The organism is Thermodesulforhabdus norvegica (genome assembly GCF_900114975.1).
Classification (GTDB): Bacteria; Desulfobacterota; Syntrophobacteria; order Syntrophobacterales; family Thermodesulforhabdaceae; genus Thermodesulforhabdus; species Thermodesulforhabdus norvegica.
In genome coordinates this window covers 49,638-74,312 of the sequence record NZ_FOUU01000006.1, presented here as the reverse complement: position 1 = coordinate 74,312, position 24,675 = coordinate 49,638, and the positions used below count along the sequence as shown (strand labels likewise).

Annotated in this window: 21 protein-coding genes; 20 read left to right on the top strand and 1 reads right to left on the bottom strand. The window is 50.3% G+C overall.

Translation table 11 applies throughout. The features are described 5' to 3' along the window. Positions 1–275: 275 nt before the first annotated feature. The 5 genes from BM091_RS09355 to BM091_RS09335 all read left to right on the top strand — a co-directional run bounded on the left by BM091_RS09355 (position 276) and on the right by BM091_RS09335 (position 4,916). Positions 276–1,526, top strand: coding sequence for an amino acid ABC transporter substrate-binding protein (locus BM091_RS09355; RefSeq protein ID WP_218148864.1), 1,251 nt, complete (start codon positions 276–278; stop codon positions 1,524–1,526). Positions 1,527–1,602: 76 nt separating this feature from the next. Next, positions 1,603–2,496, top strand: a complete 894-nt coding sequence (locus tag BM091_RS09350) for a branched-chain amino acid ABC transporter permease (RefSeq protein WP_093395267.1) — start codon at positions 1,603–1,605, stop codon at positions 2,494–2,496. Positions 2,497–2,501: 5 nt separating this feature from the next. Beyond that, positions 2,502–3,488 carry a branched-chain amino acid ABC transporter permease gene (locus tag BM091_RS09345; protein ID WP_093395266.1) on the top strand — a complete coding sequence of 329 codons (987 nt, stop codon included), beginning with the start codon at positions 2,502–2,504 and terminating at the stop codon, positions 3,486–3,488. Further along, the gene (locus BM091_RS09340; protein WP_093395264.1) at positions 3,481–4,209 is read left to right on the top strand and encodes an ABC transporter ATP-binding protein; all 729 of its coding nucleotides are present in this window, start codon (positions 3,481–3,483) and stop codon (positions 4,207–4,209) included. Before BM091_RS09345 ends, BM091_RS09340 begins: the two co-directional genes overlap by 8 nt. Then, positions 4,206–4,916, top strand: coding sequence for an ABC transporter ATP-binding protein (locus tag BM091_RS09335; protein WP_093395263.1), 711 nt, complete (start codon positions 4,206–4,208; stop codon positions 4,914–4,916). The genes BM091_RS09340 and BM091_RS09335 overlap by 4 nt, the downstream gene beginning before the upstream one ends. A gap of 143 nt (positions 4,917–5,059) precedes the next feature. Here the strand turns inward: BM091_RS09335 and BM091_RS09330 are convergent, their stop codons facing one another. Then, positions 5,060–7,177, bottom strand: coding sequence for an acetate--CoA ligase family protein (locus BM091_RS09330; RefSeq protein WP_093395261.1), 2,118 nt, complete (start codon positions 7,175–7,177; stop codon positions 5,060–5,062). 268 nt (positions 7,178–7,445) lie between these two features. Here BM091_RS09330 and BM091_RS09325 point away from each other — a divergent pair, with 268 nt between their 5' ends. From BM091_RS09325 to BM091_RS09260, 15 genes are all read left to right on the top strand, one after another. Further along, positions 7,446–9,218, top strand: coding sequence for a sigma-54 interaction domain-containing protein (locus BM091_RS09325; RefSeq protein ID WP_218148863.1), 1,773 nt, complete (start codon positions 7,446–7,448; stop codon positions 9,216–9,218). A gap of 107 nt (positions 9,219–9,325) precedes the next feature. Further along, positions 9,326–11,848 (top strand): preprotein translocase subunit SecA, encoded by a 2,523-nt coding sequence (gene secA / locus BM091_RS09320; protein WP_093395259.1) that lies wholly within the window; start codon positions 9,326–9,328, stop codon positions 11,846–11,848. After that, the gene (gene argJ / locus BM091_RS09315) at positions 11,793–13,055 is read left to right on the top strand and encodes a bifunctional glutamate N-acetyltransferase/amino-acid acetyltransferase ArgJ (RefSeq protein WP_093395257.1); all 1,263 of its coding nucleotides are present in this window, start codon (positions 11,793–11,795) and stop codon (positions 13,053–13,055) included. The genes secA and argJ overlap by 56 nt, the downstream gene beginning before the upstream one ends. A 21-nt stretch (positions 13,056–13,076) precedes the next feature. Continuing rightward, on the top strand, positions 13,077–13,784 hold the full coding sequence (locus tag BM091_RS09310; protein WP_093395255.1) for an enoyl-CoA hydratase/isomerase family protein: 708 nt from the start codon (positions 13,077–13,079) through the stop codon (positions 13,782–13,784). A 37-nt stretch (positions 13,785–13,821) separates the two neighbouring features. Continuing rightward, on the top strand, positions 13,822–14,976 hold the full coding sequence (locus tag BM091_RS09305) for a homocysteine biosynthesis protein (protein ID WP_093395253.1): 1,155 nt from the start codon (positions 13,822–13,824) through the stop codon (positions 14,974–14,976). Next, a complete protein-coding gene (gene larE / locus BM091_RS09300; protein WP_143083127.1) occupies positions 14,964–15,806 on the top strand; it encodes an ATP-dependent sacrificial sulfur transferase LarE in 843 nt (280 codons plus the stop codon). The genes BM091_RS09305 and larE overlap by 13 nt, the downstream gene beginning before the upstream one ends. Positions 15,807–15,824: 18 nt before the next feature. Continuing rightward, positions 15,825–16,817, top strand: a complete 993-nt coding sequence (locus tag BM091_RS09295; protein WP_093395249.1) for a tRNA 4-thiouridine(8) synthase ThiI — start codon at positions 15,825–15,827, stop codon at positions 16,815–16,817. A gap of 112 nt (positions 16,818–16,929) precedes the next feature. Beyond that, positions 16,930–17,097, top strand: coding sequence for a hypothetical protein (locus tag BM091_RS13950; protein ID WP_177193597.1), 168 nt, complete (start codon positions 16,930–16,932; stop codon positions 17,095–17,097). Between the two features lie 25 nt (positions 17,098–17,122). Beyond that, positions 17,123–17,488, top strand: a complete 366-nt coding sequence (locus BM091_RS09290; protein WP_093395248.1) for a hypothetical protein — start codon at positions 17,123–17,125, stop codon at positions 17,486–17,488. A 180-nt stretch (positions 17,489–17,668) separates the two neighbouring features. Beyond that, positions 17,669–18,679 (top strand): OmpA family protein, encoded by a 1,011-nt coding sequence (locus BM091_RS09285; protein WP_093395246.1) that lies wholly within the window; start codon positions 17,669–17,671, stop codon positions 18,677–18,679. A gap of 90 nt (positions 18,680–18,769) precedes the next feature. Further along, positions 18,770–19,180, top strand: coding sequence for a hypothetical protein (locus BM091_RS09280; protein WP_093395244.1), 411 nt, complete (start codon positions 18,770–18,772; stop codon positions 19,178–19,180). After that, positions 19,134–19,640: a hypothetical protein gene (locus BM091_RS09275; RefSeq protein WP_093395242.1), complete on the top strand. Its 507-nt coding sequence runs from the start codon at positions 19,134–19,136 to the stop codon at positions 19,638–19,640. The genes BM091_RS09280 and BM091_RS09275 overlap by 47 nt, the downstream gene beginning before the upstream one ends. Positions 19,641–19,754: 114 nt before the next feature. Beyond that, the gene (gene dnaG, locus BM091_RS09270) at positions 19,755–21,569 is read left to right on the top strand and encodes a DNA primase (RefSeq protein ID WP_093395240.1); all 1,815 of its coding nucleotides are present in this window, start codon (positions 19,755–19,757) and stop codon (positions 21,567–21,569) included. Further along, positions 21,566–23,365 (top strand): RNA polymerase sigma factor RpoD, encoded by a 1,800-nt coding sequence (gene rpoD, locus BM091_RS09265; RefSeq protein WP_093395238.1) that lies wholly within the window; start codon positions 21,566–21,568, stop codon positions 23,363–23,365. The genes dnaG and rpoD overlap by 4 nt, the downstream gene beginning before the upstream one ends. Before the next feature lie 42 nt (positions 23,366–23,407). Then, complete coding sequence (locus tag BM091_RS09260; RefSeq protein ID WP_093395236.1) at positions 23,408–24,658, top strand: class I SAM-dependent rRNA methyltransferase; 1,251 nt, start codon at positions 23,408–23,410, stop codon at positions 24,656–24,658. The last annotated feature ends 17 nt before the right edge of the window (positions 24,659–24,675 follow it).

Below are 24,675 nucleotides of genomic sequence, written 5' to 3'. Positions count from 1 at the left end.
GAACATACCAGGGGACCGGGCGTGCCGTCAGGTAACCCAATACAGGGTACAGGCTCCGGACTAACCTTCCCAAAAGGACGATCTTGATTATGCAGATGTGCATGAATTATGCATTTGGGCATTTAAAAGGAGTTGATTAACCCTTTAAAAGATAAACTTTCCCTGCTACCGCCAACCTGCCCGCAAACCATGGTACGGATCATGCTACCGCTGTCGGCACATCCACGGCCTTTTGTTCCGATTTGAAGTCGAACCTAAAAGGGGGAGGTTTCGGTATGAGAAAATCGTATGTTATGGGTTTTTTTGTAGCAGTTGCTCTGTTGGGCTTAACCTGCTACGGGGTCTATGCCGATGAAACCAGAGACTACTTCAAGGTGGGTGTCATTACATCTCTGTCGGGCGATCTTGCCACGGGCGGTAATGTAACCAAGAGGGGTTACGATCTCTGGGCAGAAGAGGTGAACAGGCTCGGCGGGATAGAGATTGATGGAAAGAAGTATCCGGTCAAGCTTGTTTACGCCGATGCCCAGTCTGAGCCATCGGTGGGTGCTTCCGCCGCCGAAAGGCTTGTAACGCAGGAAAAGGTCGACTTCGTGCTCGGTCCCTATTCGTCGGGCGTTACGCTTGCCTGTGCACCGGTTCTGGAAAAGTACAAGGTTCCCATGATAACGGGGTCTGCAGAATCCCCTCTTATATGGAAACAAAAGTTCCTCTATACCTTCGGAACCATTCCTCCGGTAAACTACACGGGCTCAACACCTATAAAGACCCTTGCGTCTCTCACGCCTCCTCCGAAAACGGCAATCATTCTCGGTTCCAACGACGCTTTTTCGAAGGCAACGGCCGAGGCCTTCAAAGCCGCAGCCGAAGCTCTTGGGATAAAGATAATCAAGTACGATATCGTGCCTCAGGGGCAGGACCTTACTCCTTACATGGCCGTTGCCAAGGCAACACGACCCGACATAATAGCCTTTGGGGGTCACGACGAGGAACTCATCAACCTGGTAAAGTCTCTGCGACAGATCAACTACACGCCCAAGGCACTTCTTATGCACTACGGAGTGACGGAGCCGGCCTTTGTTGAAGCTCTGGGTAAGGATGCAGAAGGTGTATTCGGCGCAACCGTGTGGACGCCGACTATTCCAACTCACGGAGAGGTCCTTTGGCCCGACGCAAAGAGCTACGGAGAGGCCGCGCTTAAGGCCTTTAATGTACCGGCCGATTATACCCAGGCCGGGTCCACCGCTGCCGGCATCGCCTTCCAGGTTGCACTTGCCCAAATAAAGGCCACACCCCCGCTGTCTTACGAAGAGCGGAAAGCTCTGGTTTCTGCCCTTGAGAAGCTTCACATCAACACTTTCTACGGGGTAATCGATTTTGCGGAGGAAGGCGAGTATTACCACGCCAACGTGGGACTGACTCCTCTGACCGTGCAGATCCAAAAAGGTCAAGCCGTGATTGTCGGTCCGCCTGAATATGCCGAGGCACCTGCTCTTTACCCGCTGAAACCCTGGAATGAAAGATAATACACCGCAGGCTGCCCGGTACGGGGAGTTCACAACTGCCGGGCAGCCTGATCAGGACTGTGAGAGGGTATTCCCTATGCTTTTTTTGTTACCTCAGGCTGTTGTTGACGGGCTTTTGATAGGCGGTATCTACATAACCGTAGCCATAGGTTTTTCGCTGGCCTACGGGGTTATGCACGTCATAGATTTTGCCGTAGGCGAGTGGATAATGCTTGGAGCCTTTCTCGGATACTACCTGAGCCGATGGCTGGGTCTGGAACCTCTTGTGCTTTTCCCCCTGATTTTTGCCGTTTTTTTCATGATCGGATCCTTTATCCAGCCTCTTATCCACAGAGTACTTAGCGGGCGACGGGGAAACCCCGTGCTGATGGGCCTGGTCTTCACCTTCGGTCTGGCCATCATGATCCGGGGATTGGCTCTTACGGCTTTTGGATTTTATTCTCGTTCCATACCCTCAACCCTTGCCGAGGGTTCGCTTTTCCTGCAATTTGGCCCCTTGTTCGTAACCATACCGACAATAAGGCTTGTAGGCCTTTGCCTTTGCTACGCCCTGGTCGTCACCATGGGGCTCTATTTCCTGCTCCACAGAACGGACTTCGGTCTTGCAGTGCGGGCTCTTGCCCAGCACAAGGAAGCGGCGGGGCTCATGGGGGTTAATGCAGGGAGGACGGGATCATATGTTTACGGGATCTACGTCGGCATAAGCGCCATGACCGGTGCGCTTATAGGCTGCATATTTTCCATAAGCGCCCAGATGGGGCCGGATTACACGGTCTTTGCGTTCTTTGTGGTGGTGCTTGCGGGTATGGGATACCTTCCCGGAGTACCCTGGGCCGCTTTTCTCCTGGGCTTCATCCAGTCCTTCTTCCTGATTTACCTCAGCCCGGCCTACACAATGCTCGCCGTCTTTGGAGCCCTTTATCTGATTCTGCTGATTTCTCCAAAAGGCATCTTCGGGAAAGGAGTGTAAGTCTCATGGGTCGAAGATTCCTGTCGTGCTTTGCCGGAGCGGTTGCGCTGGTCGTTACGATCCCCCTGTTCGTGCACGACACTTTTTATCTGCGGGTCTTTACCGAAGCAATTATGTGGATCGGTCTTGCGGTTACCTGGGACGCCCTTGCGGGTTACGCAGGCTACCTTAACTTCGGTCACGGTGCTTTCTTCGGGATCGGGGCCTATACCACGGCTTTACTGATGGTCCACGGTGGATGGCTCTTTTTCCCGGCGACGATTGCAGGAGGGATGGCGGCCGGTCTGAGCGCGCTGATTGCGGGATTTCCCACCCTGAGGCTCCGGGGGGCGTACTTCGCCATTGCAACCTGGGCGCTTGCCCGGGCTATACAACAGCTCGCCCTGATCCTCGATATAACGGGAGGCCCGGACGGGATGAGACTTCCTCCCTTTTTGCACCCCCAATTTTTCTTCTACGTGATGGGCGGGCTGGTTCTGATGGTTTTTGCCCTTTTCTGGTATCTTTTTGAAGTCTCTCCCTTTGGCCTTAAGGTAAAAGCAATAAGGGAAAACGAAGACGGTGCCATGGCCATGGGGATCAACCCGGCCTGCATAAAGATCAGGGTATTCGTTATATCCGCAATTCCGACCGGGATCATAGGCGGAGTGTATGCTTACTGGATAACCTATATTGACCCGGCATCAACACTCGGGGATCTCGTAACCGATCAGGCAGTTGTTATGGCAGTATTCGGAGGCCTTGGGACGTTGATAGGTCCGGCCGTAGGGGCGCTCATTATATTTGCCTTCAAAACCTGTTTCTGGGCCTATCTCTCAGATTACCAGGTTCTTTACCTTATCATCCTCGGAGCGCTTATTGCTCTTAGCGTCGTTTTCCTGCCTGACGGCCTGTGGGGAACCATAAGCGGCAGGCTGAAAGGCACCGGGTCACGCCCCGGAGGTATTCCATCGGCCAAAAAAGAAACACTTACGGGAGATCTAAATGAATAGCCCTGTCCTCAGAGTAGAATCGGTGACCATGGCTTTTGGAGGCCTTCGCGCCGTAGACGGCGTTACATTTAACGTGATGCCCGGTGAAATTGTGGCCATCATCGGGCCGAATGGTGCCGGAAAGACCACAATTTTCAACGTCATCAGCGGCTATCTGAAACCAACACGGGGAAAGGTCTTCTTTCAGGATCGTGACATTACGGGAAAGCCGCCTTATGAACTGGCACAAATGGGAATCGGTAGAACCTTTCAGATAGTCAAGCCTTTCTCCAGCCTGAGCGTCCTTGAAAACGTGATGGTAGGAGCTCTGATCAGGCACAGAAGTAAGGCCGACGCGGAAAGCCATGCTGGGGAAATACTGAAGTTCATCGGCCTGGCGGACAAAGCCGATACGGCCGCATCTGGCCTGACGCTGGCATGGAGGAAACGGCTTGAGATCGCCAAAGCCCTCTCTCTTGAACCTTCTCTCCTGCTTCTCGACGAGGTAATGGCAGGGTTGAATCCCGCTGAAGTTGCCGAAACCGTTGAACTGATAAAGCAGATACGGGACCGGGGTGTTACTGTGCTTCTTATAGAACACAACATGAGGGTGGTAATGAGCCTTAGCAGCAGGGTTATCGTTCTCAATTACGGAGAAAAAATAGCCGAGGGAAGTCCGGCAGAGGTGGCAAAAAATCCTGTTGTTATCAGGGCTTATCTGGGTGAGGAGACGGCAGCATGAGCTTGCTCAGGGTGGAGGACATAAAGGTTGATTACGGTGATATTCGTGCGCTCTGGGGAGTTTCGCTCAGAGTGGAGCAGGGCCGAACGGTTGCCCTTATAGGTGCCAACGGGGCCGGCAAAACGACCACATTAAAATCGATTTGCGGCCTTTTACCCGTTTCGGAAGGTAGGATTTTTTACCAGAATCAGGATATATCGGGGTTACCGGTTTACAAAGTGGTGGATCTGGGAATCACACTTATACCCGAAGGAAGACAGCTATTTCCTAAAATGACCGTCGAAGAAAATCTCCTCGTCGGGTCTTACATAAAGAGGGCCAGAGATAAGAGAGCGAAAAGTCTGGCCCGTGTTTACGAACTTTTTCCCAGACTGGCCGAAAGAAGAAAGCAGGTTGCAGAAACCCTCTCGGGGGGAGAACAGCAAATGCTGGCCATCGGTCGAGGGCTTATGCAGGACCCGGACCTTATAATGTTTGATGAGCCAAGCCTTGGCCTTGCCCCGGTAGTAGTTCACGAAGTATTCCGCACCATAAGGGAGCTTCGTCAGATGGGCCTGACCGTTCTGATCGTCGAACAGAACGTTCATCAGGTACTGAAGGTTGCCGACTACTGCTACGTCATTGAAAGAGGCCGCGTGGTGAAGGAAGGGCCGGGTGCTGACCTTGAAAAGGATCCGGCGGTCCGGGAGGCTTACCTGGGTTTCTAGTAAATTTCCGGTATCTGTGTGGTGCTGACGGTCCCTTCGGATTTTCAAAACTCTACGTGCCCGCGGGTAACTTTTTTACGGAAACCTCTCAGAACCTTGTCCAATAAACCTCCCGGATCTATTCTAAGTGTAATGCAGGCACTTCAGTCGAAAATCATAAGGGCATCTACTGCTTTTGCCCCCGAGCCTTCCGGGAAAACTATTACAGGATTGATGTCAAGCTCCGAAAGGTTCGGTAGTGCAAGGGCCATGTAAGAAACCCGTGAGATAATTCCCGCCAGTGCCTTTACGTCCGACTTTGCCGATCCACGCACCCCTTCGAGAATGGGATAACCCCGGATTTCCCGAATCATCTTAAGGGCTTCTGCTTCGTCAACGGGTGCAACTCTCATGGTAACGTCCTTTAACACCTCTACGAAAATGCCTCCGAGACCGAAAACAACGGTAGGGCCGAATTGAGGATCCCTTTTAACTCCCACCATCACTTCTACTCCCGGACTTACCATTTCCTGAACCAGAACACCGTTAATCCGGGCCTGTGGATACTTCGATTTGGCAATACCGAGAAGATCCCGGAAGGACCTGACAAGCTCTTCCTCGCTCCTTATGTTCAGGCGGATTAACCCGGCTTCGGTTTTGTGGAGTATGTCCGGAGAGTCGATCTTAAGTGCCACGGGATAGCCGATTTCACGGGCGAAATCTACGGCCCTTTCGACCGAATCGGTGCATATTTCCCGGGTTACGGGGATTTCAAAGCGTGAAAGCACTTCCTTCGAACCGTGCTCACTTAGAACCCCGCTCCGATACTTTTCGGACGAGAACCCAATATGCCGCCGAAGTTCAATAACCGAAGGGGTTCTGCTCCGGTTTTTGAGATAATTTCCGAATTGGAGATAGCGGGCCAGGGATCGGAGCGCCCTGGAAGGGCAGGAATAGTAGGGCACCGAGGCTTCTTTAAGAATTTCCAGTTGTTCCCGAATAAGACTTTCTCCTGCAGTCCATACTACCGCTATGGGTTTGTGGGTTGTTTTCTTTATGCGGGCCAGGTCCAGAGCCATCTTGGTTGCCGAGGTACCCACTATCATGGTGATTACCACAACGAGGGCATCCACTCCGGGGTCGTCAACGACTGCCTGAAGCACATTGCGAAAACCTTCGGCCGTATTGATGACCTGGGCAGTCATATCAACGGGATTTCGGGCCGAGCCGAAAGCGGGAATGGAGCTTTTGATTTTTTCCAGCCCTTCCTTCTCGAATTCCGGAACTTTAAGACCCAATTCGTCGGCTATGTCTGCACACAGGACTCCACCTCCTCCCGAGGTGCTTATTATGCCCAGCCCGCGACCCGAAGGCGGTGTGGCAAAGGACGTAATAATTCTCGTAACGTCGATCAATTCGTCAATATCGGAAACGCGGATTATGCCTTTCTGGCGGCACAGAGCGTCGAAAACATCGTCGGAGCCCGTAAGGGCTGCAGTGTGAGACGAAGCCGCACGGCTCCCCACGTCGGACTTTCCCGTTTTAAGGACGACTATGGGTTTCCCCACATCCTGCGCCCTCTCTGCAAGCTCCACGAAGGCCTTACCGTCTCTTATGCCTTCCAGATAAGCACAAATTACCGAGGTGTTCGGATCGTCAAGCATGAATTGCATGAAATCAACGCAGGTAAGATCCATTTCATTGCCTGTACTTACGATGTAAGAAAACCCAATACCCTGAGACTGAGCCAGATTGAAGATGGAAAAGCCCATTGCACCGCTCTGAGTGGCAAACCCTACGGATCCCTTTATAAGCGGATAAACGTCCAGAGCGGCCGAAAAGGCGGCGGCGGTATTATTGTGAAGGTCAACGGCGCCCTGGCAATTAGGCCCGCATACCCGGATTCCCCCTTCCCGGGCAATTTCGGCTATCTCCTTCTGAATCCGCTTACCTTCTTCCCCGGTTTCCGCAAAGCCGGAACTGAATATCGTTGCGAATCGGACCCCTTTGTCCGAGCATTCCCTGAGAACCTGAGGAACCATTCTGAAGTTCACGGCAATAAGGGCAAGGTCAATCTCGTCGGGGACTTCTGCTATTGTTGAATAGCACGGAAGACCGTCAATTGACGAGTAGCGAGGGTTCACCGGATAGAGGCGACCCGTATAGCCGTGTTTCCTGAGGTAGTACAGGGGTTTTCCCGTGATCCTGGTAAAATCCTGTGAAGCACCGATTACGGCTATCGATCGTGGAGCAAAGAAACGCCTGAGATCTACCCTTTCCATTCCAATCCTCCCTATAAGAGCAAGCTGTTAATCCTCTGGGCCTCATCTTTCGAGCATGTCGCCACAATTGATTTTTTCGAAAATCCGTGATTTTATGTCCAGGCGTTGCGTTGAAGCTCAACCGATTTGTGCCTCCTATGCTTTTTTGCAGGAATTCAGAAAGAGGTTCATGCTGCAGGGAGCAAAAGTCGAGCCATTAAAAAAGACCGACTTCTGAGCTCTCTCAGCTTATGGGGATTCAACCGTATTATGCAGGATTGCATAAGTGATGATGTTTTCAAATATCCTGCCCGACGATATGCCTGACGGCTTATCCCGCTCATCCGGTGAGACTATTCTTCCGGATCCTGTCCATGAAGCCTGGTTTCTGGTCGATGGTGAAGGAAGGATTGTTCTATCCAACAAATGCGCCGAAAAAAGCTTTGGGCTTCAGAAAAATGCATTACTCGTCACCCTTTATCCCGACTTATGGCAACCCGTTCAGGCGGTAATTATCGGGAAGACGGGTCATTCCGTTTGCTCCGTCAGAATTGGCGGAAGAGACTATGTCTTGAGGGTACGTGCTTACCGTGGCGGACTGTCCCACAGGGGAGCCCTCTGTAGCCTTGAAGAGAAAGGTCGCTTTGAAGCCATAGTGGAGGAATTATTCCATTTCCGACGCACGACGGCCGAACTGGAAACAATAATAAACTCTTCCCATGATGGACTCTGGATCTGTGATGCCGACGCAAAGGTTGTGAGGATCAATCCCGCTTCGGAGAGAATCAACGGCATAAAGGCGGAAGACGTCGTCGGGAGATCCATGAAAGAACTTGTTGAAGAAGGGTTTGTTAATAAATCCGCAACCCTGGAAGTCCTTCGAACGGGAAAGGTGGTTCATCTGCTACAGGAGACCCGCACCGGAAGAAAGCTCATTGTTACGGGTACCCCGGTTTTTGACGATAATGGGAACATAGTTCGTGTTGTCGTGACCGAGAGGGACATTACGGAAATAGAGGAGCTTCATAGAGAACTTCTTGAAAGGGAAGCGCTTAAAAACGAATATCTCGAGCAAATCCTGAAGCTACAGCTTGAAGAAATGATGTCCCATCAGATCATCGCACGAAGCCCGGCTATGCTGAAAGTGCTGGATCAGGCAGTGAGGGCCGCCAGGGTGGACTCAACGGTTCTTCTGCTGGGTGAATCCGGAGTTGGCAAGGGACTGATCGCCGAATTGATCCACAAGTACAGCCACAGGGCCTATGCCCCCTTTATGAAGATAAATTGTGCAGCATTGCCCGATTCTCTTGTGGAATCCGAGCTCTTTGGTTATGAGGCCGGGGCCTTCACCGGTGCAAGAAAATCGGGAAAACCGGGGCTCCTTGAGGTTGCTCACGGAGGGACGGTTCTTCTGGATGAAGTTGGGGAGCTTTCCCAGGAAACTCAGGCAAAGCTTCTTCACTTTCTTGAAGACGGCAGGTTTACGAGGGTAGGGGGAACAAAACGCAGAAGCGTTAACGTGCGGATTATTGCCGCTACAAATAGGCCCCTTGACGATCTGGTCAGGTGTGGGAAGTTTCGTCAGGATCTGTACTACAGATTGAACGTAATTCCCATACGTGTTCCCCCGCTCAGGGAGCGTACGGAGGACATACTGCCGTTGCTGGACCATTACATTCGGCATTTCTCCAGGTCTATGGGTGCCGAAAAGCGGCTCAGCCCTTCTGTGCTCAGAATCCTCGTCAGGTACGACTATCCCGGAAATGTTCGGGAGCTCATGAATCTTTGCGAAAGGCTGGTCGCCATGTCATACGGTGATGTGATAGGTCCGGAGGATCTTCCGGAAGAGCTCGGGGAAATGGAAAAAGAAAGGAGACCGTCTGTTGATAACCCGATCGACGGAGCTGTCGAAAAAGGCTTTCGTGAGATAATTGAAGAATTTGAAGAGCGTATTTTCAAAGAGATGCTATCTCGTTACAGGACTCAGCAGAAGATAGCCGAAGTACTGAAGATCAACCAGTCCACCGTTGCCCGCAAGTTGAAGAAATACGGACTCAGTTAATTTTTCTTTTAATCGGTACGCCCTTCGCTAAACCCATTTGACCGCAATCAAATGGTGCGTTATGCCTTTATGCACTCTGTGAGAAACGGTTCAGGAGGTCTACCGTCATGTTAAAGCGGATAGTAAAAAGGCTTTTTAAAAGCTACAACGAACGCTATCTCCAGGGGCTTGCTCCTCTGGTGGACCATATCAACAGCCTTGAGCAATCCATGATGAAGCTAAGTGATGCAGAACTGCAGGCCAAGACCTGGGAATTCAAGGAGAAGTTGAATCGGGGGGCAAGCCTGGATGATCTTCTCCCGGAAGCTTTTGCGGTCGTAAGAGAAGCAGCGCGGCGCGTTCTGGGCATGAGACCCTTCGATGTTCAGCTTGTAGGCGGGATCGTGCTCCATCAGGGTAAGATCGCCGAGATGAAAACGGGAGAGGGTAAAACTCTGGTTGCCACCATGCCCGTCTATCTAAACGCTCTGCTGGGCAGAGGGGTTCACGTCGTCACGGTGAACGACTATCTTGCCCGACGGGACAGCGAATGGATGGGCAAGGTCTACAGATTTCTGGGGCTTTCTGTAGGATGCATCGTACACGGTCTTCCCGACTCAGAACGCAAGAAGGCATATCAGGCAGACGTAACCTACGGAACCAACAACGAGTTTGGTTTTGATTATCTCCGGGACAACATGAAATTCCGGCTTGAGGACATGGTCCAGAGGGACCTCTATTACGCAATAGTTGACGAAGTGGACAGCATCCTTATAGACGAAGCCAGAACTCCGCTGATTATAAGCGGTCCTTCGGAAAAATCCACAGAGCTTTACTACCGGGTTAACAGGATTATACCGAAGCTTAAAAGAGATCAACACTTCACGGTGGACGAAAAGAGCCAGGCCGTTGTACTGACGGAAGAAGGCGTTGCAAAGGTGGAAGAGCTTCTCGGGGTGGATAATCTGTACGATCCGCACCACATTGATCTGCTCCATCACGTGAACCAGGCACTTAAGGCACACTACCTTTTCAAGCGGGACGTTCACTACGTCGTTAAGTCTGGAAAGGTGATAATCGTTGACGAATTTACCGGCCGGCTCATGCCGGGGAGGCGCTACAGCGATGGGCTTCATCAGGCTCTGGAAGCTAAAGAGGGCGTCAGAATAGAGAATGAAAACCAGACCCTGGCCACCATAACCTTTCAGAATTACTTCCGTATGTACGAAAAGCTCGCCGGCATGACCGGAACGGCGGAAACAGAGGCCGAAGAATTTGCTCAGATCTATAAGCTCGATGTCATAGTAATACCCACTCATAAAAAGATGATCCGAATAGATTACCCGGACTGTATCTACAAAACGGAGAAAGAAAAATTCCGGGCGGTGGTGAGGGAGATAGTAGAGCTTCATCGTCAGGGACGACCGGTTCTGGTGGGAACGGTTAGCATTGAAAAGTCCGAACGCCTGAGTGCGATGCTCAAAAAAGAAGGAATTCCCCACCAGGTGCTTAATGCGAAGCACCATGAAAAAGAGGCCGAAATCATTGCCAGAGCCGGCCAGCGAGGAGCCGTAACCATATCAACGAATATGGCCGGTCGAGGTACCGACATCGTATTGGGTGAGGGCGTTGCGGAATTGGGGGGGTTACATGTAATAGGCACGGAGCGCCATGAATCCAGACGTATCGATAATCAGCTTCGTGGCCGCGCCGGCCGTCAGGGCGATCCCGGATCCTCCAGGTTCTATCTGTCTCTTGAAGACGACCTCATGAGAATCTTCGCTTCCGATAGGGTTGCCAGGATTATGGACAAGATCGGAATGGAAGATGATGTCCCCATTGAACATCCCCTTGTCACCAGGGCTATTGAGAATGCTCAGAAGCAGGTCGAAGCTCACAATTTCAGCATTAGAAAACAGCTACTTGAGTTCGACGACGTTATGAACACGCAACGGGAGATCATCTACAAACAGAGGCGGGAGGCCCTGGCAGGGGGTAATCTGAGGCCCGTAATCGAAGATATGATCCGTGACGTGATCGACTCTATGGTCAGCCTTTACTGTAACGATGAAGTAACGCCCGATGAGTGGAACCTCGAAGGCCTGGTCAGGGAATTCTACAGTTCTACCGGAATCGCCCTCTCAGCCCAGGAGCTTGAAGGATTCCGGGACGCCGGGGGGATCCGGGACTTTTTATACCGGAGGGCTTTGAGTAAGTATAACGAGAGGGAAGGAGAACTGGGGGCCGAACTACTTCGCCAGCTTGAAAGCTTCATCCTGCTACAGAACGTGGATAATCACTGGAAGGATCACCTGCTCAGCATGGATCACCTGAAAGAAGGGATCGGACTCAGAGGCTACGGTCAGGAGGACCCTCTCGTGGCCTATAAACGGGAGGCTCACTATCTTTTTGACGAAATGATTGAAAGGATTAAGGCCGATACGGTAAGAATGCTTTTCCGTATCAGGATCCAGCAGGAAGAGGAAGTATCCAGATTGAAGGCGGAGCGCGAGTCTCAGCCCCTTTATTACGGCGGAGGAGAAGGCTCGGCTAATAAGCGGCAACCCGTAAAAAGCAAAAAGAAGGTGGGTAGAAATGAGCCCTGTCCCTGCGGAAGCGGCAAAAAGTACAAGCGATGTTGTGGTCGATAGGAAGCCCTTTGCAATTCCCGGCTTCCTCGTAAATGCAGTTGAAACGGGAATGAGGTACCGTGGAAGGCCTGACCTTGCCCTGATTCTCTGTGAAAACCCCGAAGGTGCCGCCTGTGGGGGTGTGTTCACGAAAAATCTCTTTGAGGCGGCTCCGGTTAAAATCAGCCGGGAGCACCTGAAGGAGTCCGGCGGGAGAGTTGGGGCGGTACTAATAAATGCCGGAATAGCCAACGCATGCACGGGTCTGGAGGGACTGGTAAGAGCAAAGAGAACTGCACGGCTTCTGGCGGAAAGGCTGAGACTTAGAGAAACCTCTGTGCTGGTTGCATCAACAGGGGTTATCGGGAACCACATAAAGGTTGAAACTATTGAAGCCAGAATCCCCGAGCTCCTGAGTAACCTTTCCCCCGATGCCTGGGATCTGGTAGCAAGGGCCATCATGACGACGGATACCCGGCCGAAGGTTGCCTGCGCAGAAGGCGAAATTGATAGTTCTATTATCCGTGTAGGTGGTGTGGCTAAAGGATCGGGCATGATAGCGCCAAACATGGCAACCATGCTCGCCTTTATCTGTACTGATGTTTCCATAGAACCGGATACTCTGCAGGAAATTCTTTCGCAGGTGACCGACAAAACCTTCAATGCAATAACCGTCGACGGCGACACGAGCACAAATGATACGGTTCTGGTACTGGCATCGTGTCATCCCGAAGGAGCCGTGGTCGGCAAAGACGAGCCCAAAAAGCTCGAATTTTTCGAATTGCTTCTAGAAGCTGTCTGCAGAGACCTGGCAATACAGATTGTTGAAGATGGCGAAGGAGCAACGAAAACCGTAGAAATTCGTGTTATTGGGGCGCCAACACGAGATGCGGCGATGGCCGTAGCAAAAACCGTAGCCCAGTCGCCGCTGGTGAAAACGGCCATATACGGAGGTGACGCTAACTGGGGGCGTGTCGTTGCTGCTGCCGGTCGTGCCGGTGTTTCCTTTGACCCCGATCGGCTTTCCCTGTACTTTGACAACCTTTGCGTTTTCAAAGACGGCAGACCCCTGGATGACGAAGAAGTGGAGAAGAGGGCAACAGAGATCTTTTCACGACCGCGATTTCGTATATGCCTGGATCTTGCGGCGGGTAGCGAGGAGGCGACCGTCTGGACCTGTGATCTTACTCACGGGTACATCGATATTAATGCCCGTTACAGAACATAAGGTATTACGGAGGGGGATTAAATGGGACGCTACATGGAGTTGCAGAGAGACGGGTCGGTAGTGGTGATGACCCTGACCAGAGGAGACGAGGCAAATACATTCAGGCGGGATGTGCTGGAAGAATATCTTGAAACTTTTGACGAAATCGAGAACACGGAGGGCAATCTCGCCTTACTGATTACAAGTAACTCCCCGAAGTACTGGTGTACGGGAATTGATCTTGAGTGGCTGAGCACCCAGCCAAAGGAGTATTTTCTAGAATTTGCCTCCCTTATGGACAGGGTCTTTTTGAGGGCTGCTCTTTTAAACCTTCCCACGGTAGGATGCCTTACGGGACACACCTTTGCCGGCGGTGCAATCCTTGCCTCTGCACTGGATTTCCGGTTTATGAGAGAAGACCGGGGCTGGTTCTGTTTCCCTGAGGTGGACATCAAGATACCCTTTTCTTTGCTTATGCAGGAGATTGTTGAGATGCTTCCCAATCCCCACGCTGTAAAGGAGTTGATCCTTACGGGACGAAGGATAGGGGGGCGTGAAGCCGCGGAGCTCCGCATTGTGGACGGAGCCTATCCTCCCGAAGAACTCTTCGAGAAGTCCCTTGAATACGCACACATGCTTTCTCAGAAAGACCGTAAAACTTACACGCAAATCAAACATACCTGGAGGCGATCGATACTGAGGCTTAAAAAGGCGGTGCTTGAGGGAACGGTGTCGTTCCATGAAATATAAAGGTCCCTGAAATCCGGGACTCCATGGGGGAAGAGATATGGCGGTTGTTAAGACCTATGAGGAAATAAACGAAAAGATCAAAAGCGGGAAGGTTGTGGTGGTAACGGCCGAGGAGATGACCCGAATAGTCAGAGAAAAGGGTGAAAAACGGGCGGCAGAAGAAGTGGATGTGGTTACAACGGGAACCTTTGCCCCCATGTGTTCCTCCGGAGTATTCATAAACTTCGGACATACCAAACCGCCCATCAAGGCACATCGGGTCCTGTTGAATAATGTACCCGCCTATGCAGGACTTGCCGCAGTGGATATCTACCTGGGAGCCACAGAACCCGCCCTCGAAGACCCACTGAATAAGATTCATCCCGGATTGTTTGAATACGGCGGAGGACATGTGATTCACGATCTTGTTAGCGGAAAACCCGTGGTGCTTAAGGCAGAAGCTTACGGAACCGACTGCTATCCCAACCGTTATGTGGAAAAAACGGTCTATCTGAAAGATCTTCCCAATGCGGTGCTCTGCAATCCGAGAAACGCTTATCAAAATTATAATTGTGCGGTAAACCTATCCAGAAAAACTCTTTACACTTACATGGGTGTTCTTAAGCCAAAACTGGGCAACGCCAATTATTCGACTTCGGGCGCCCTCAGCCCCCTGCTGAACGATCCCTATTACCGAACAATCGGCATGGGAACCCGCATATTTCTCGGGGGAGGCATCGGTTACGTCGTCTGGCATGGAACTCAGCACAACCCCAATGTGCCCCGAAACGATAGGGGCATACCCCGTGGGCCTGCGGGTACCTTGATGGTTCTCGGCGATCTCAAACAGATGCAACCAAGATGGCTGGTGGGCGTGAGTATCCTGGGCTACGGGTGCTCCCTTGCAGTGGGAATTGGAATCCCAATCCCCGTGCTCGATGAAGAAATGGCCTACTATACCGGGGTTTCTGACGAAGATATAGTAACTCAGGTGAAAGACTATAGCTTCACCGAAAGCGAACCGCTCGGGGAAGTATCCTATGCGGAACTGAAAAAGGGCGTAATCAGGATCCGGGGAAAGGAAGTGCCCACAGTTCCTCTTTCGAGCTACTTAAGAGCACGGGAAATTGCAGAAATTCTTAAGAACTGGATAAAAAGCGGATCCTTTTTGCTCGGAAAACCACAGGAGTATCTTCCCGGATGTCCACAGTGACGATGAAGTTGACGGGGTTACTGGAAAACGAACGGTGGGCAAAGGTTAGGGAAATTCTGGAAAGTCGCAAGAAATGGCTTCTCGCCTACTCCGGCGGAAAAGACAGCACCGCTCTTCTGTGGTTTGCCTCATGTTTAACCTCTTCAAACGTTATCCCCGTGTTCCTCGAACACGAACTTCTCCCTTCTTCGGAAAAAGAAAGAGCCTCCAGCGTGCTGAAGGCTCTGGATTTGCGCCCCGGGCTCATAAGGGTTTCCTGCAGTGTTCTGAAAGCTCCTGAGGTTCTTCAGAATGCACCCGATCGATGTTACCATTGTAAAAAAATACTCATGAATAAGCTTGTAGAACTGGCCAGTTCCCTTGGATGCGATGGCCTCTGCGACGGGACGGTAGCAGATGATGAGGAATCCAGAAGGCCCGGCGTTCGGGCATTGCGAGAACGCGGGGTTATAAGCCCCCTGGCTGTGGCGGGAATTGACTCCCGGGAAATACTCCGATTGTTCCGGGACATTATAAAGCTTCCGGCAGAGCTCATAAGGCCAGAAAGTTGCCTGGCCACAAGATTGCCCTATGGGACGCAATTGGACGGTAGTATCCTGTCAAGACTTGATGGGCTCGAAAACCTTCTCAAGTCTTTCTGCCGCGGACCGGTAAGGGCAAGATACCATCCGTCAGAAAACCTGGTCAGGATTGAATTGGATCCTGTGGATTTTGTTCTGCTGTTCGACAATAGTTGTCGCGTAAGCGTAATAAACCTTGCCCGAAACCTTGGGTTTGGTTTTGTGACCCTTGATGTCTCGGGCTTTAAATCCGGATCCTGGGATAGGTGATTTTCGGAGATCGAGTAGATGACGGAACGTAAGGTAAAGGCAATAGGTTTAATTTCAGGAGGACTTGACAGCCTTCTTGCCGCAAAGGTCCTTCAGGATCAGAACATAGATGTTCTCGGCATCAGCTTCGCCACGCCTTTTTGGGACTGCGAGATGGCGGTCAGGGCTGCGACAGAAGCAGGGATTCCGATACGTGTTGTGGATATTTCTCATGAACATCTGGAGATAGTGAAAAACCCCAGGTATGGTTACGGATCAAATATGAATCCCTGCATTGATTGCCACGGCCTTATGTTGAGAGTGGCAGGAAGGATCATGGAGGAAGAGGGGGCTGACTTTATATTCACGGGAGAGGTACTGGGACAAAGGCCAATGAGCCAGCGACGTGATGCACTGCGAAGTGTTGAAAAACTGTCCCGGTACGAGGGAATCATTCTACGCCCCCTCAGTGCAAAGCTCCTCCCGGAAACCGAGCCTGAGAAAAAGGGCCTTGTCGATCGGGAGAAGCTGCTGGCCATTCGAGGCAGAAGCCGTAAAGAACAGATGAAGCTTGCAGAAACTTACGGACTCAAAACCTATGCTACCCCCGCAGGTGGATGCCTTCTTACCAAGGAGGGATTTTCAAGAAAGCTGAAAAAGCTCCTTGAGATTATGCCGGATGCAGAGGTCCGGCACATAGAAATGATAAAAAGCGGGCGACTTTGCGTAATCGGCGATCGGGCCATTCTCTTTGTCGGCAGAAACGCAGCGGACAACAAAAGACTGGACACTCTCACTTCTTCACCAGAGGAGATCAGGCTTAAAGTGCTCGGCATTCCCGGACCAAGAGGTATCCTGTGCGGAGGATATGATAACGACCGAATAGAGCTTGCGGCCTCCATTGTGGCAGCCTTCAGCGATGCTGATCCAGACGACATGGTGACCGTAGAATTAACAAAAGAAGAGGGTATTGAGACGGTTACCGTTAAACCTATTGACCGACGGCGGATTGATACCTTCCTGGTCAGATAGTAGCAAAAGGTTACGAAGAGTTACTGTTTAAATTTGCCATTTTCAATTGTAGTGCCTATATTTTAAAGGACGGTTTCGGTGATAAGGGTTTGTTTGCGGAGGGTTGGTTCCGATGGAAGAAAGAAGAGAAGTTTGTGTTTGTGAGAATTGTGGTAACGAGGCGGAGATGATCATCAGGTGTTCTTATGTGAGAGTAGATGATAGCGGGGAAGAGGTACGGAAAAAAGAGGTGAGAACCTGTTCTATTTGTGGTAATGAAGCAGACCTTATAATTGATTGAATGAGAGGAGGTTCAGTGGGCTTCCATGGTAGCATTCGGTCCCCAGAAGGTTCCAAGTCACATAATCGTATGTCCTTTCTGCGAAACCTGTCTTCCCGTTCCTTCGGACTTTGATGCGGTTTATAAGTGCGAGTGCGGAGCATGCTACAAGGTATGTAGCATTAATGCGGTTGAAAAAGGGGTTTACGAGATAGCCGGTGAGTTGTGGACCGAGGAAGAGTTAACTTTCATACAGAATGTGCCTGTTGACGTTTGCAATATCGTGGTAGAAAAGGATTTTGATCGTCTTCTTTCGCTACGCGAAGCAAGCGATGCTTCTCTGCTGGAGAGATTTTTTAAATACAACGCCGATGAAAAGCTGGGCCTTGTATGGGTCAAACGATTGATATGATACTTGCAGACGGGGCTTCTTAAGTAAAAACACTATTTTCAAACTCTCTATGGCTTTTATCTTGTGAAGTGGTTTTGGATCGGGTGTTCTTTTGTTGTGTGGGATAGAGTATTTTTTCAAAGGGTGGCGCTTTGTAAAATATGAGGTAACCGGGTAAAACCAAAAAACGGAGGTTAGGCTATGAGAAGAAAGGGTTTCGCAGGTTTTGTTGCTGTGATGGCACTGGTCTTATTTGGAGCAAGCCTGGTCCAGGCCAAGATGGTTCCCAAAGTGGATCACTTCATCCTCTTCGTCGATCAATCGGGATCGATGTATATGACTCACGGAAAGCAAAAGGATGTGAAGATCAGGCTTGCCAAGCAGGTTCTCGCCGATATGAACGAAATGATTCCGGAACTGGGTTATCAGGGAGCTATTGAGCTTTTCGCGCCGCTTAAGGAAGTGCTGGCCCCCAGAGTTTACGACCGGGCCGCCTTCAGTCAGGCTATAGTCGGCATACCGGAAGATCAGGGAATTTATGGGAGAAGAACTCCAATGGGCCCCGGTATAAGTGGAATTGATCCTTTGCTCGCCCGAATGGATGGAAGAAAGGCCGTTATCATATTCTCAGACGGCGAAGCCAATGAGGGAACAGACCCGGTTATGGAAGCCAGGTCTCTTGCCAGCAAATATTCCAATCTTTGCTTCCACGTTGTGTCCTTTGCCGAAACGGAGTACGGACAGAATATCCTCAACCAGATTAGCCAGATAGGCAACTGCGTCCAGGCAGACGGGCTTACCCTGCTTACGGACAAACAGGCTCTGGCTCAGTTTGTAAAAGACGTATTCTACGAAGAAGTGCCCGAAGAGGAAGAAGTGATAGTCCTCAGAGGCATTCATTTCGATTTCGACAAGTACGACATCAAGCCCGAGTGGGTGCCCGTGCTCGACGAAGGTGTTGAAATCCTGAAGAAGCATCCTGACATAAAGATCATAATTGAAGGACATACGGACTCGATCGGAACGGATGAGTACAACCAGAAGCTTTCCGAGCGTCGTGCTAAGGCTGTTTTCGACTACTTCGTAAGCCACGGTATATCACCCGATAGAATGAAAACCGTTGGCTTCGGCGAAAGCCGACCTAAGGCCGATAATTCCACGGCAGAAGGTCGGGCAATAAACCGTCGAGTGGAGCTAAAAGTGGTGAAATAAGCGAATAAGCATAATACCACCCTTTGTCCGCCGTCTGGATTTTGCTTTGACGATCCAGACGGTGGATTTCTTTATAAATGGAGTTTCTAAATGAAAGGTCGTCGTTTAACCCTTTTTTTGCCAGTCCTTTTTCTTCTGGCTTTGAGTATCGGTGTCGATAGCAGGGCGGAGGATCTTGTGGCACAGACGGGATTTGATGCTTTCTGCAGAGAATGGTTACATAAACTGAAAACCCGGGGATGTTACAGTCCAGAACGGCCCTGTGAGCTTCAGGATAAATCCGATCCCGAAGTCAAAATAACCGGGTATTCCTCGATAGAAAAGGTAACATCAATGGTGGTGAAGAAGACACTCGTACCGGAATCTCCTTATGTGGGTATTTTGAAATATTCTGTGATTAATTACTGCCTGGAAGAAGGTAATACGGATCAATTCAAGCCCTGTGGATACCAGAATGTCACGGAAATTTTCTCCTACAGGAACGGTAAGTGGACCTACTAGGCTGCTCAAAGGGATAATACTGTTAGCATGCCTGATATGTTTACTGGAAGAGGGGCCTAAGACTTACGCTGCTACAATTGGCGAAAGTGGCGAGAAGTGTGCCTTAGAAGAAAACCTGCTCTTCTGTGCGACCTATTACGGCACCGTACCGGTGAAATCCCTGATTCCCGACGAAGAAAGCCCTTTCTTTATGGATATTTTCAAAATACGCCTTGAAAACAGAGGCACCGAAGAAATTTCCGTTAAACCCGACGACTTCTATTGCATCACCCTCTCGGGCAGGGCCCTTGTGGTCGATAGACCCCTTCACGATCGCATAGTATGGCAGGAAAAGCTTACCGACTATCGGCTACTTCCCGGGGAGTCTGTTGAGAAATTCATCTTTTTTCCTTCTTCCAGAGATTACATAAGAGTTATCGTTCACAGGGTGAAGCCCATCATTGAGTTAAGGCTTTTTTGAGGCATTCCGACTCTACGAAGGCGGCTATGGACTTTTAAAGGGGTGTTGGTTAAAAATAAGCGTTTCCGATGTGTTGCAGTAGTTTGAAAACACTTCCAAGAGGGTAAAGTTGCCTTGGCCGGACATCGTCTTGTTGATCAGATCAAGGAAGTTGTTGATCTTGTAGATCTCGTGTCTGAAACGGTAAGACTGAAGAGATCCGGCCGTAGATACTCCGGACTATGCCCATTTCATGCAGAAAAAACCCCGTCCTTTTTCGTGGATCCCGACAAGCAGCTCTTTTATTGTTTCGGCTGCGGGACGGGTGGTGACGTGATTGCCTTTGTTATGAAACATAGAGGATTGGACTTCCATGAGGCGGTCAGATATCTGGCGGAACGCTACAACATTCCTCTGGAGGCCGGTTCCGGAGATCCCAACAGAGCAGGAGAAAAGGAAGAGCTTTATAAATTAATCGAAGAGGCTCAGGCATTTTACCACGGGTTGCTCTTTTACGACCGTAGAGGAAAGGAAGCCCACGAATATCTCAGAAAGCGTGGAGTCCCGGAAAAGCTGGCGAAGGAAGAAAAGCTTGGCTATGCACCCGATGAATGGGATGCATTACTCAATCACTTCCGAAGGAAGGGGTTCGATCCGGAAAAAGGGATTAAAGCCGGGCTTTTTGTAAAATCTTCCGGCGGCAGAATCTATGATCGCTTCCGTCGTCGGCTGATCTTTCCCATACGTGATACGAAGGGCAGGGTGGTGGCCTTCGGAGGGAGAAGTCTGGACGGTACTGAACCCAAATATCTAAACAGCCCGGAAACCCCCATATACAACAAAGGAAGCCTTCTTTATCAATATGACAGGGCCAGAAAAGCCCTGGATTCCTTAACATCCGGGAACAGATTCGTTTTCCTGGTCGAAGGTTACATGGACGCTCTGGCTTTCCATCGGGTTGGTGAGTTTAGAGTAGTGGCCACTCTGGGAACTGCTTTCACCGGACGTCATGCCCGTCTTCTGAAACGCATGGTCGATGAGGTCGTCCTGGTTTATGATGGGGATAGTGCCGGTCGGAAGGCTATGATGAGGATCTTTCCCTTTCTGTTGAAAGAACAGATCAGAGCTAGCTGTGTTTTATTACCTGAAGGGCTTGATCCTGATGACTATTTCCGAAGCCACAATCGTGAGGATTTTGAAGCACTTTTTCGCAGGAGGATTGAGCTGGGTAGCTTTGTTCTGGAAGAGCACATTCGAGACTGGGACGGTACTACGGAAGGGAAAATTGCCGTGGTGAGAGAACTTCACGAGTTCTTAAAGGATCTGGACGATCCGATTATCCTGAGAGATTATGTGCGAAAGATTTCCGAGGGTTTACAGGTACCGGAAGACGCTATTCTGTTTCAGTTCAAAAAATGGTCGAAAAGACGGGGAAATTCCCAAAAATTAGCCTCAGATAAATACCCGGCGGAAAAAGGCAAAACCACTCCTGTGTACTCTCCCGAAGAAGAGCTAATTCGCCTAGTGGTCAAGAACCCCTGGGTTATCGGGGAATTTCGGGATCAGATTCGGGAAGCCCTTTCCTGTGCTTCACCGGCCTTGATTGAAGTCGCCCGTGCCGTTGTCGATGCGGCAGTTCAGGGTGATGGAGAACTGGACGTTCAGGGGGTTTACGAAAAGCTTTCAACGGATGCGGCAAAATCTGCCCTGTCCCGTATTGTCGTCGACGATAACCCATATTACGATAAAGAAATGGCACTTATGGCCTGTGCGGATCTGATAAAAGCCTGTAAAAAGCGGGGCTCTGAGATTGAAAAATCACGCCTCAAGGATAAGCTCATTGAGGCAAACAGGCAGGGTGATGTGGAAACGATAAAGGTGCTTTTGAAGGAACTGCAGGCGCTTGAAGCCTGTGAAATGAGTATTAGAGGGGGGAGAGAACGGATATGACTGGAGCATCCAAAAATAATGCCAGGGACGAGAAGCGTCAGATTCAGATTGAAGAGCTTAAAGAGCTGATATCCCGCGGCAAGGAAAAGGGTTATCTAACCTACGATGAGCTGAACGAGGTTTTGCCGGAAGATCTTGTATCACCTGAAAAGCTCGATGACATGATGATGATCTTTGATGAAATGGACATAGAGATCGTCGACTCCGAGGATGAAGTTGCCATGTACAAAGCCAGAACGGGGCTGTCGACCGACGAAGAAGAAGTTGAAGATGGAGAAGATGAAACGGAGGACGCGGAAGATACGGCCACCAGAGTGGGAGACCCCGTAAGAATGTATCTTCGTGAAATGGGTCAGGTGGCCCTTCTCAGCAGAGAAGAAGAAGTGGAAATTGCCAAGCGGATAGAGGCCGGAGAGCGAGAAGTCTTCAATGCCATAATGGAATCTTCCATTGGGGTTAAGGAAATCCTTTCTATAAGGGAAAAGCTGGAGTCGGGAAAGCTACAGGTTACCGACGTTCTTCGAGGACTTGATGACGACATGTCGGATGAGGAAAAGGAAGAATTAAAAAACAATGTAGTATCTATACTGAGCCAGGTCGAAAATCTGGACAACGAAAACCGGCAAATGCAGATGAAACTTTTACAGGATGATCTTCCCCCCGAAGAAGAAGAGAGACTTAAGGAGGCCGTTCAAAATAACAAAGAACAGATCGTAAACCTTCTCAAGGGCCTTCATCTTGGCAAATGTCAGATCGACCGTGTGGTCGAAAAGCTTCAGTATTATCTGGAAAGAATCGAAGGTGCCGAGAGAGATCTTGAAGAGTGCATCGTCCGATGTGGCAAACCCTTCCATGAAATTCAACGCCTTTATCAGGAAGCTCTTTCTGAAGATGACGGTATTTCCAAACTTGCATCTCAGTTCGGTATGACGGGCGAGCAATTTGAGGCGCTTTTTCAAAAGGCTCAGGCCGCCAGGGAGAAAATAACCGAGCTTGAAATGGAAGCAAAGCTCGACTCGAAAACGCTCAGGCAGCTCCTTCGCCGGGTTGAAGACGGCATGCAAAAGGCCAAACAGGCAAAAACGGAACTCATCGAAGCCAATCTGAGGCTGGTTGTTAGCATCGCCAAGAAATACACGAACCGGGGTCTTCAGTTTCTGGATCTGATTCAGGAGGGAAACATCGGCTTAATGAAAGCGGTGGATAAGTTTGAATATCAGAGGGGCTACAAGTTCAGTACTTACGCCACCTGGTGGATACGGCAGGCCATAACCAGAGCAATCGCTGATCAGGCCAGAACGATTCGCATCCCCGTTCACATGATCGAAACAATAAACAAGTTAATACGTACATCACGCCAGCTGGTGCAGGAACTCGGTCGAGAACCCATGCCCGAAGAGATTGCAGAGCGGATGGAACTTCCCGTGGACAAGGTAAGAAAAATTTTAAAGATCGCAAAGGAGCCCATCAGCCTTGAAACCCCGATCGGCGAAGAAGAGGATAGCCATCTCGGAGATTTTATCGAAGACAAGAAGGCCGTAAATCCGGCCGAGGCTGTCATAAACCTGAACCTTACGGAAAGAACGAGAAGAGCCCTTGCCACACTGACTCCGCGGGAAGAAAAGGTACTGAGAATGAGGTTCGGCATAGGCGAAAAGGCCGACCATACCCTGGAGGAGGTTGGTCAGGATTTCCATGTCACGAGGGAAAGAATACGCCAGATAGAGGCCAAAGCACTGAGAAAGCTAAGGCATCGGAGTCGACGCAAAGAGCTTGAAAGCTTTCTTGAGTGGTAGCACCCTTTGCGGAATTCAAGCCGGTCTGAGAAAAATTTGCTTATGGCGGGTTATCCCGCCAATTTTTTGTTCCGTCAGGATGGAGGTAGGCGTATCGAAATGGAATTTTCGGGCGATATAAAGTCTTATCCGGAGGTTATTCTGGAAAAGGGTAGAGAAAAACGCTTGCTTCACGGCCACAGGTGGGTATTCAGCAATGAGATAACCGTTTCTCTAAAAGGTTTCAAACCGGGGAGCTGGGTCAGAGTTGTGAGTGCCAAAGGCGCTTACCTGGGGCTGGGATACGTTAATCCCAACTCCCTGATCGCTATAAGAATTTTCTGTCCTCCCGGGAAGAAACCAACGCTGGGATATTTTCGAGACCTGCTGACAAGGGCCAATTCTCTACGTCGGAGGATCTTTAAAGACTCAAAGGTATATCGGTTATTCTTTGGCGAATCCGACGGCCTGCCCGGCTTTATCGTGGACAGATACGACGATGTACTCGTCTATCAGGCCAATACTCACGGCATTTCGGCCATCGAGCCGATTTTGGTAAAAATGCTTGCAGAACTTTTTAATCCCCGGTGCATTGTTTATCGAAACGACAGCTCGGCCAGACAATTGGAAGGGCTTGACACGGACAAGGGGATTGCTTTCGGAAGCCTTACAGAACAGGGCCTATGGGTAAACGTTGACGGTCTGTGGTTCTGGGTCGATCCAATAGAGGGTCAAAAAACAGGGCTTTATCTGGACCAGCGGGAAAACCGCAAGTTGCTAAAAGAGCTCGTAAAAGATAAAAGGGTCCTGGATCTTTTTTGCTACGATGGCGGCTGGTCCATCCATGCTGCACTCTACGGGGCGAGATATGTGGTGGGGGTAGATCAATCGGCCCCGGCTCTGGAAAGGGCGAAAGTTAACGCAACGAAAAATGGCGTTGCCGACAGATGTTCCTTTATAAGAGCCGACGTCTTCGATTTTCTCAAAAACGATCAGGATCGTTTTGACGTAATTATTTGCGATCCGCCCGCATTTGCCAAGAATAAAAAAGCTCTTTCCAGTGCCATCAAGGGCTATACCGACCTGAACCGGCGGGTTATGCTGAAACTGACCGAGGGCGGCATCTTGATAACCTGTTCATGCTCACACCATATGTCCGAAACCCTCTTTCACCAGGTGCTCATGGACGCATCACTGGCAAGCGGAAGAAGGTTTGCCATTCTGGAGATCAGGGGACAATCACCCGATCATCCCATCCTTCTTGGCATGCCCGAGACGCGCTATTTAAAGTGTTTCGTCCTTCATATGACATAGCAGGACGGGAAAAGGGG

Bases quoted from the DNA above. Each gene is read 5' to 3' on its own strand.
- BM091_RS09355 (WP_218148864.1), top strand. From the start codon at position 276: ATGAGAAAATCGTATGTTATGGGTTTTTTTGTAGCAGTTGCTCTGTTG.
- BM091_RS09350 (WP_093395267.1), top strand. From the start codon at position 1,603: ATGCTTTTTTTGTTACCTCAGGCTGTTGTTGACGGGCTTTTGATAGGC.
- BM091_RS09345 (WP_093395266.1), top strand. From the start codon at position 2,502: ATGGGTCGAAGATTCCTGTCGTGCTTTGCCGGAGCGGTTGCGCTGGTC.
- BM091_RS09340 (WP_093395264.1), top strand. From the start codon at position 3,481: ATGAATAGCCCTGTCCTCAGAGTAGAATCGGTGACCATGGCTTTTGGA.
- BM091_RS09335 (WP_093395263.1), top strand. From the start codon at position 4,206: ATGAGCTTGCTCAGGGTGGAGGACATAAAGGTTGATTACGGTGATATT.
- BM091_RS09330 (WP_093395261.1), bottom strand. From the start codon at position 7,177: ATGGAAAGGGTAGATCTCAGGCGTTTCTTTGCTCCACGATCGATAGCC.
- BM091_RS09325 (WP_218148863.1), top strand. From the start codon at position 7,446: ATGATGTTTTCAAATATCCTGCCCGACGATATGCCTGACGGCTTATCC.
- secA (WP_093395259.1), top strand. From the start codon at position 9,326: ATGTTAAAGCGGATAGTAAAAAGGCTTTTTAAAAGCTACAACGAACGC.
- argJ (WP_093395257.1), top strand. From the start codon at position 11,793: ATGAGCCCTGTCCCTGCGGAAGCGGCAAAAAGTACAAGCGATGTTGTG.
- BM091_RS09310 (WP_093395255.1), top strand. From the start codon at position 13,077: ATGGGACGCTACATGGAGTTGCAGAGAGACGGGTCGGTAGTGGTGATG.
- BM091_RS09305 (WP_093395253.1), top strand. From the start codon at position 13,822: ATGGCGGTTGTTAAGACCTATGAGGAAATAAACGAAAAGATCAAAAGC.
- larE (WP_143083127.1), top strand. From the start codon at position 14,964: ATGTCCACAGTGACGATGAAGTTGACGGGGTTACTGGAAAACGAACGG.
- BM091_RS09295 (WP_093395249.1), top strand. From the start codon at position 15,825: ATGACGGAACGTAAGGTAAAGGCAATAGGTTTAATTTCAGGAGGACTT.
- BM091_RS13950 (WP_177193597.1), top strand. From the start codon at position 16,930: ATGGAAGAAAGAAGAGAAGTTTGTGTTTGTGAGAATTGTGGTAACGAG.
- BM091_RS09290 (WP_093395248.1), top strand. From the start codon at position 17,123: ATGGTAGCATTCGGTCCCCAGAAGGTTCCAAGTCACATAATCGTATGT.
- BM091_RS09285 (WP_093395246.1), top strand. From the start codon at position 17,669: ATGAGAAGAAAGGGTTTCGCAGGTTTTGTTGCTGTGATGGCACTGGTC.
- BM091_RS09280 (WP_093395244.1), top strand. From the start codon at position 18,770: ATGAAAGGTCGTCGTTTAACCCTTTTTTTGCCAGTCCTTTTTCTTCTG.
- BM091_RS09275 (WP_093395242.1), top strand. From the start codon at position 19,134: ATGTCACGGAAATTTTCTCCTACAGGAACGGTAAGTGGACCTACTAGG.
- rpoD (WP_093395238.1), top strand. From the start codon at position 21,566: ATGACTGGAGCATCCAAAAATAATGCCAGGGACGAGAAGCGTCAGATT.
- BM091_RS09260 (WP_093395236.1), top strand. From the start codon at position 23,408: ATGGCGGGTTATCCCGCCAATTTTTTGTTCCGTCAGGATGGAGGTAGG.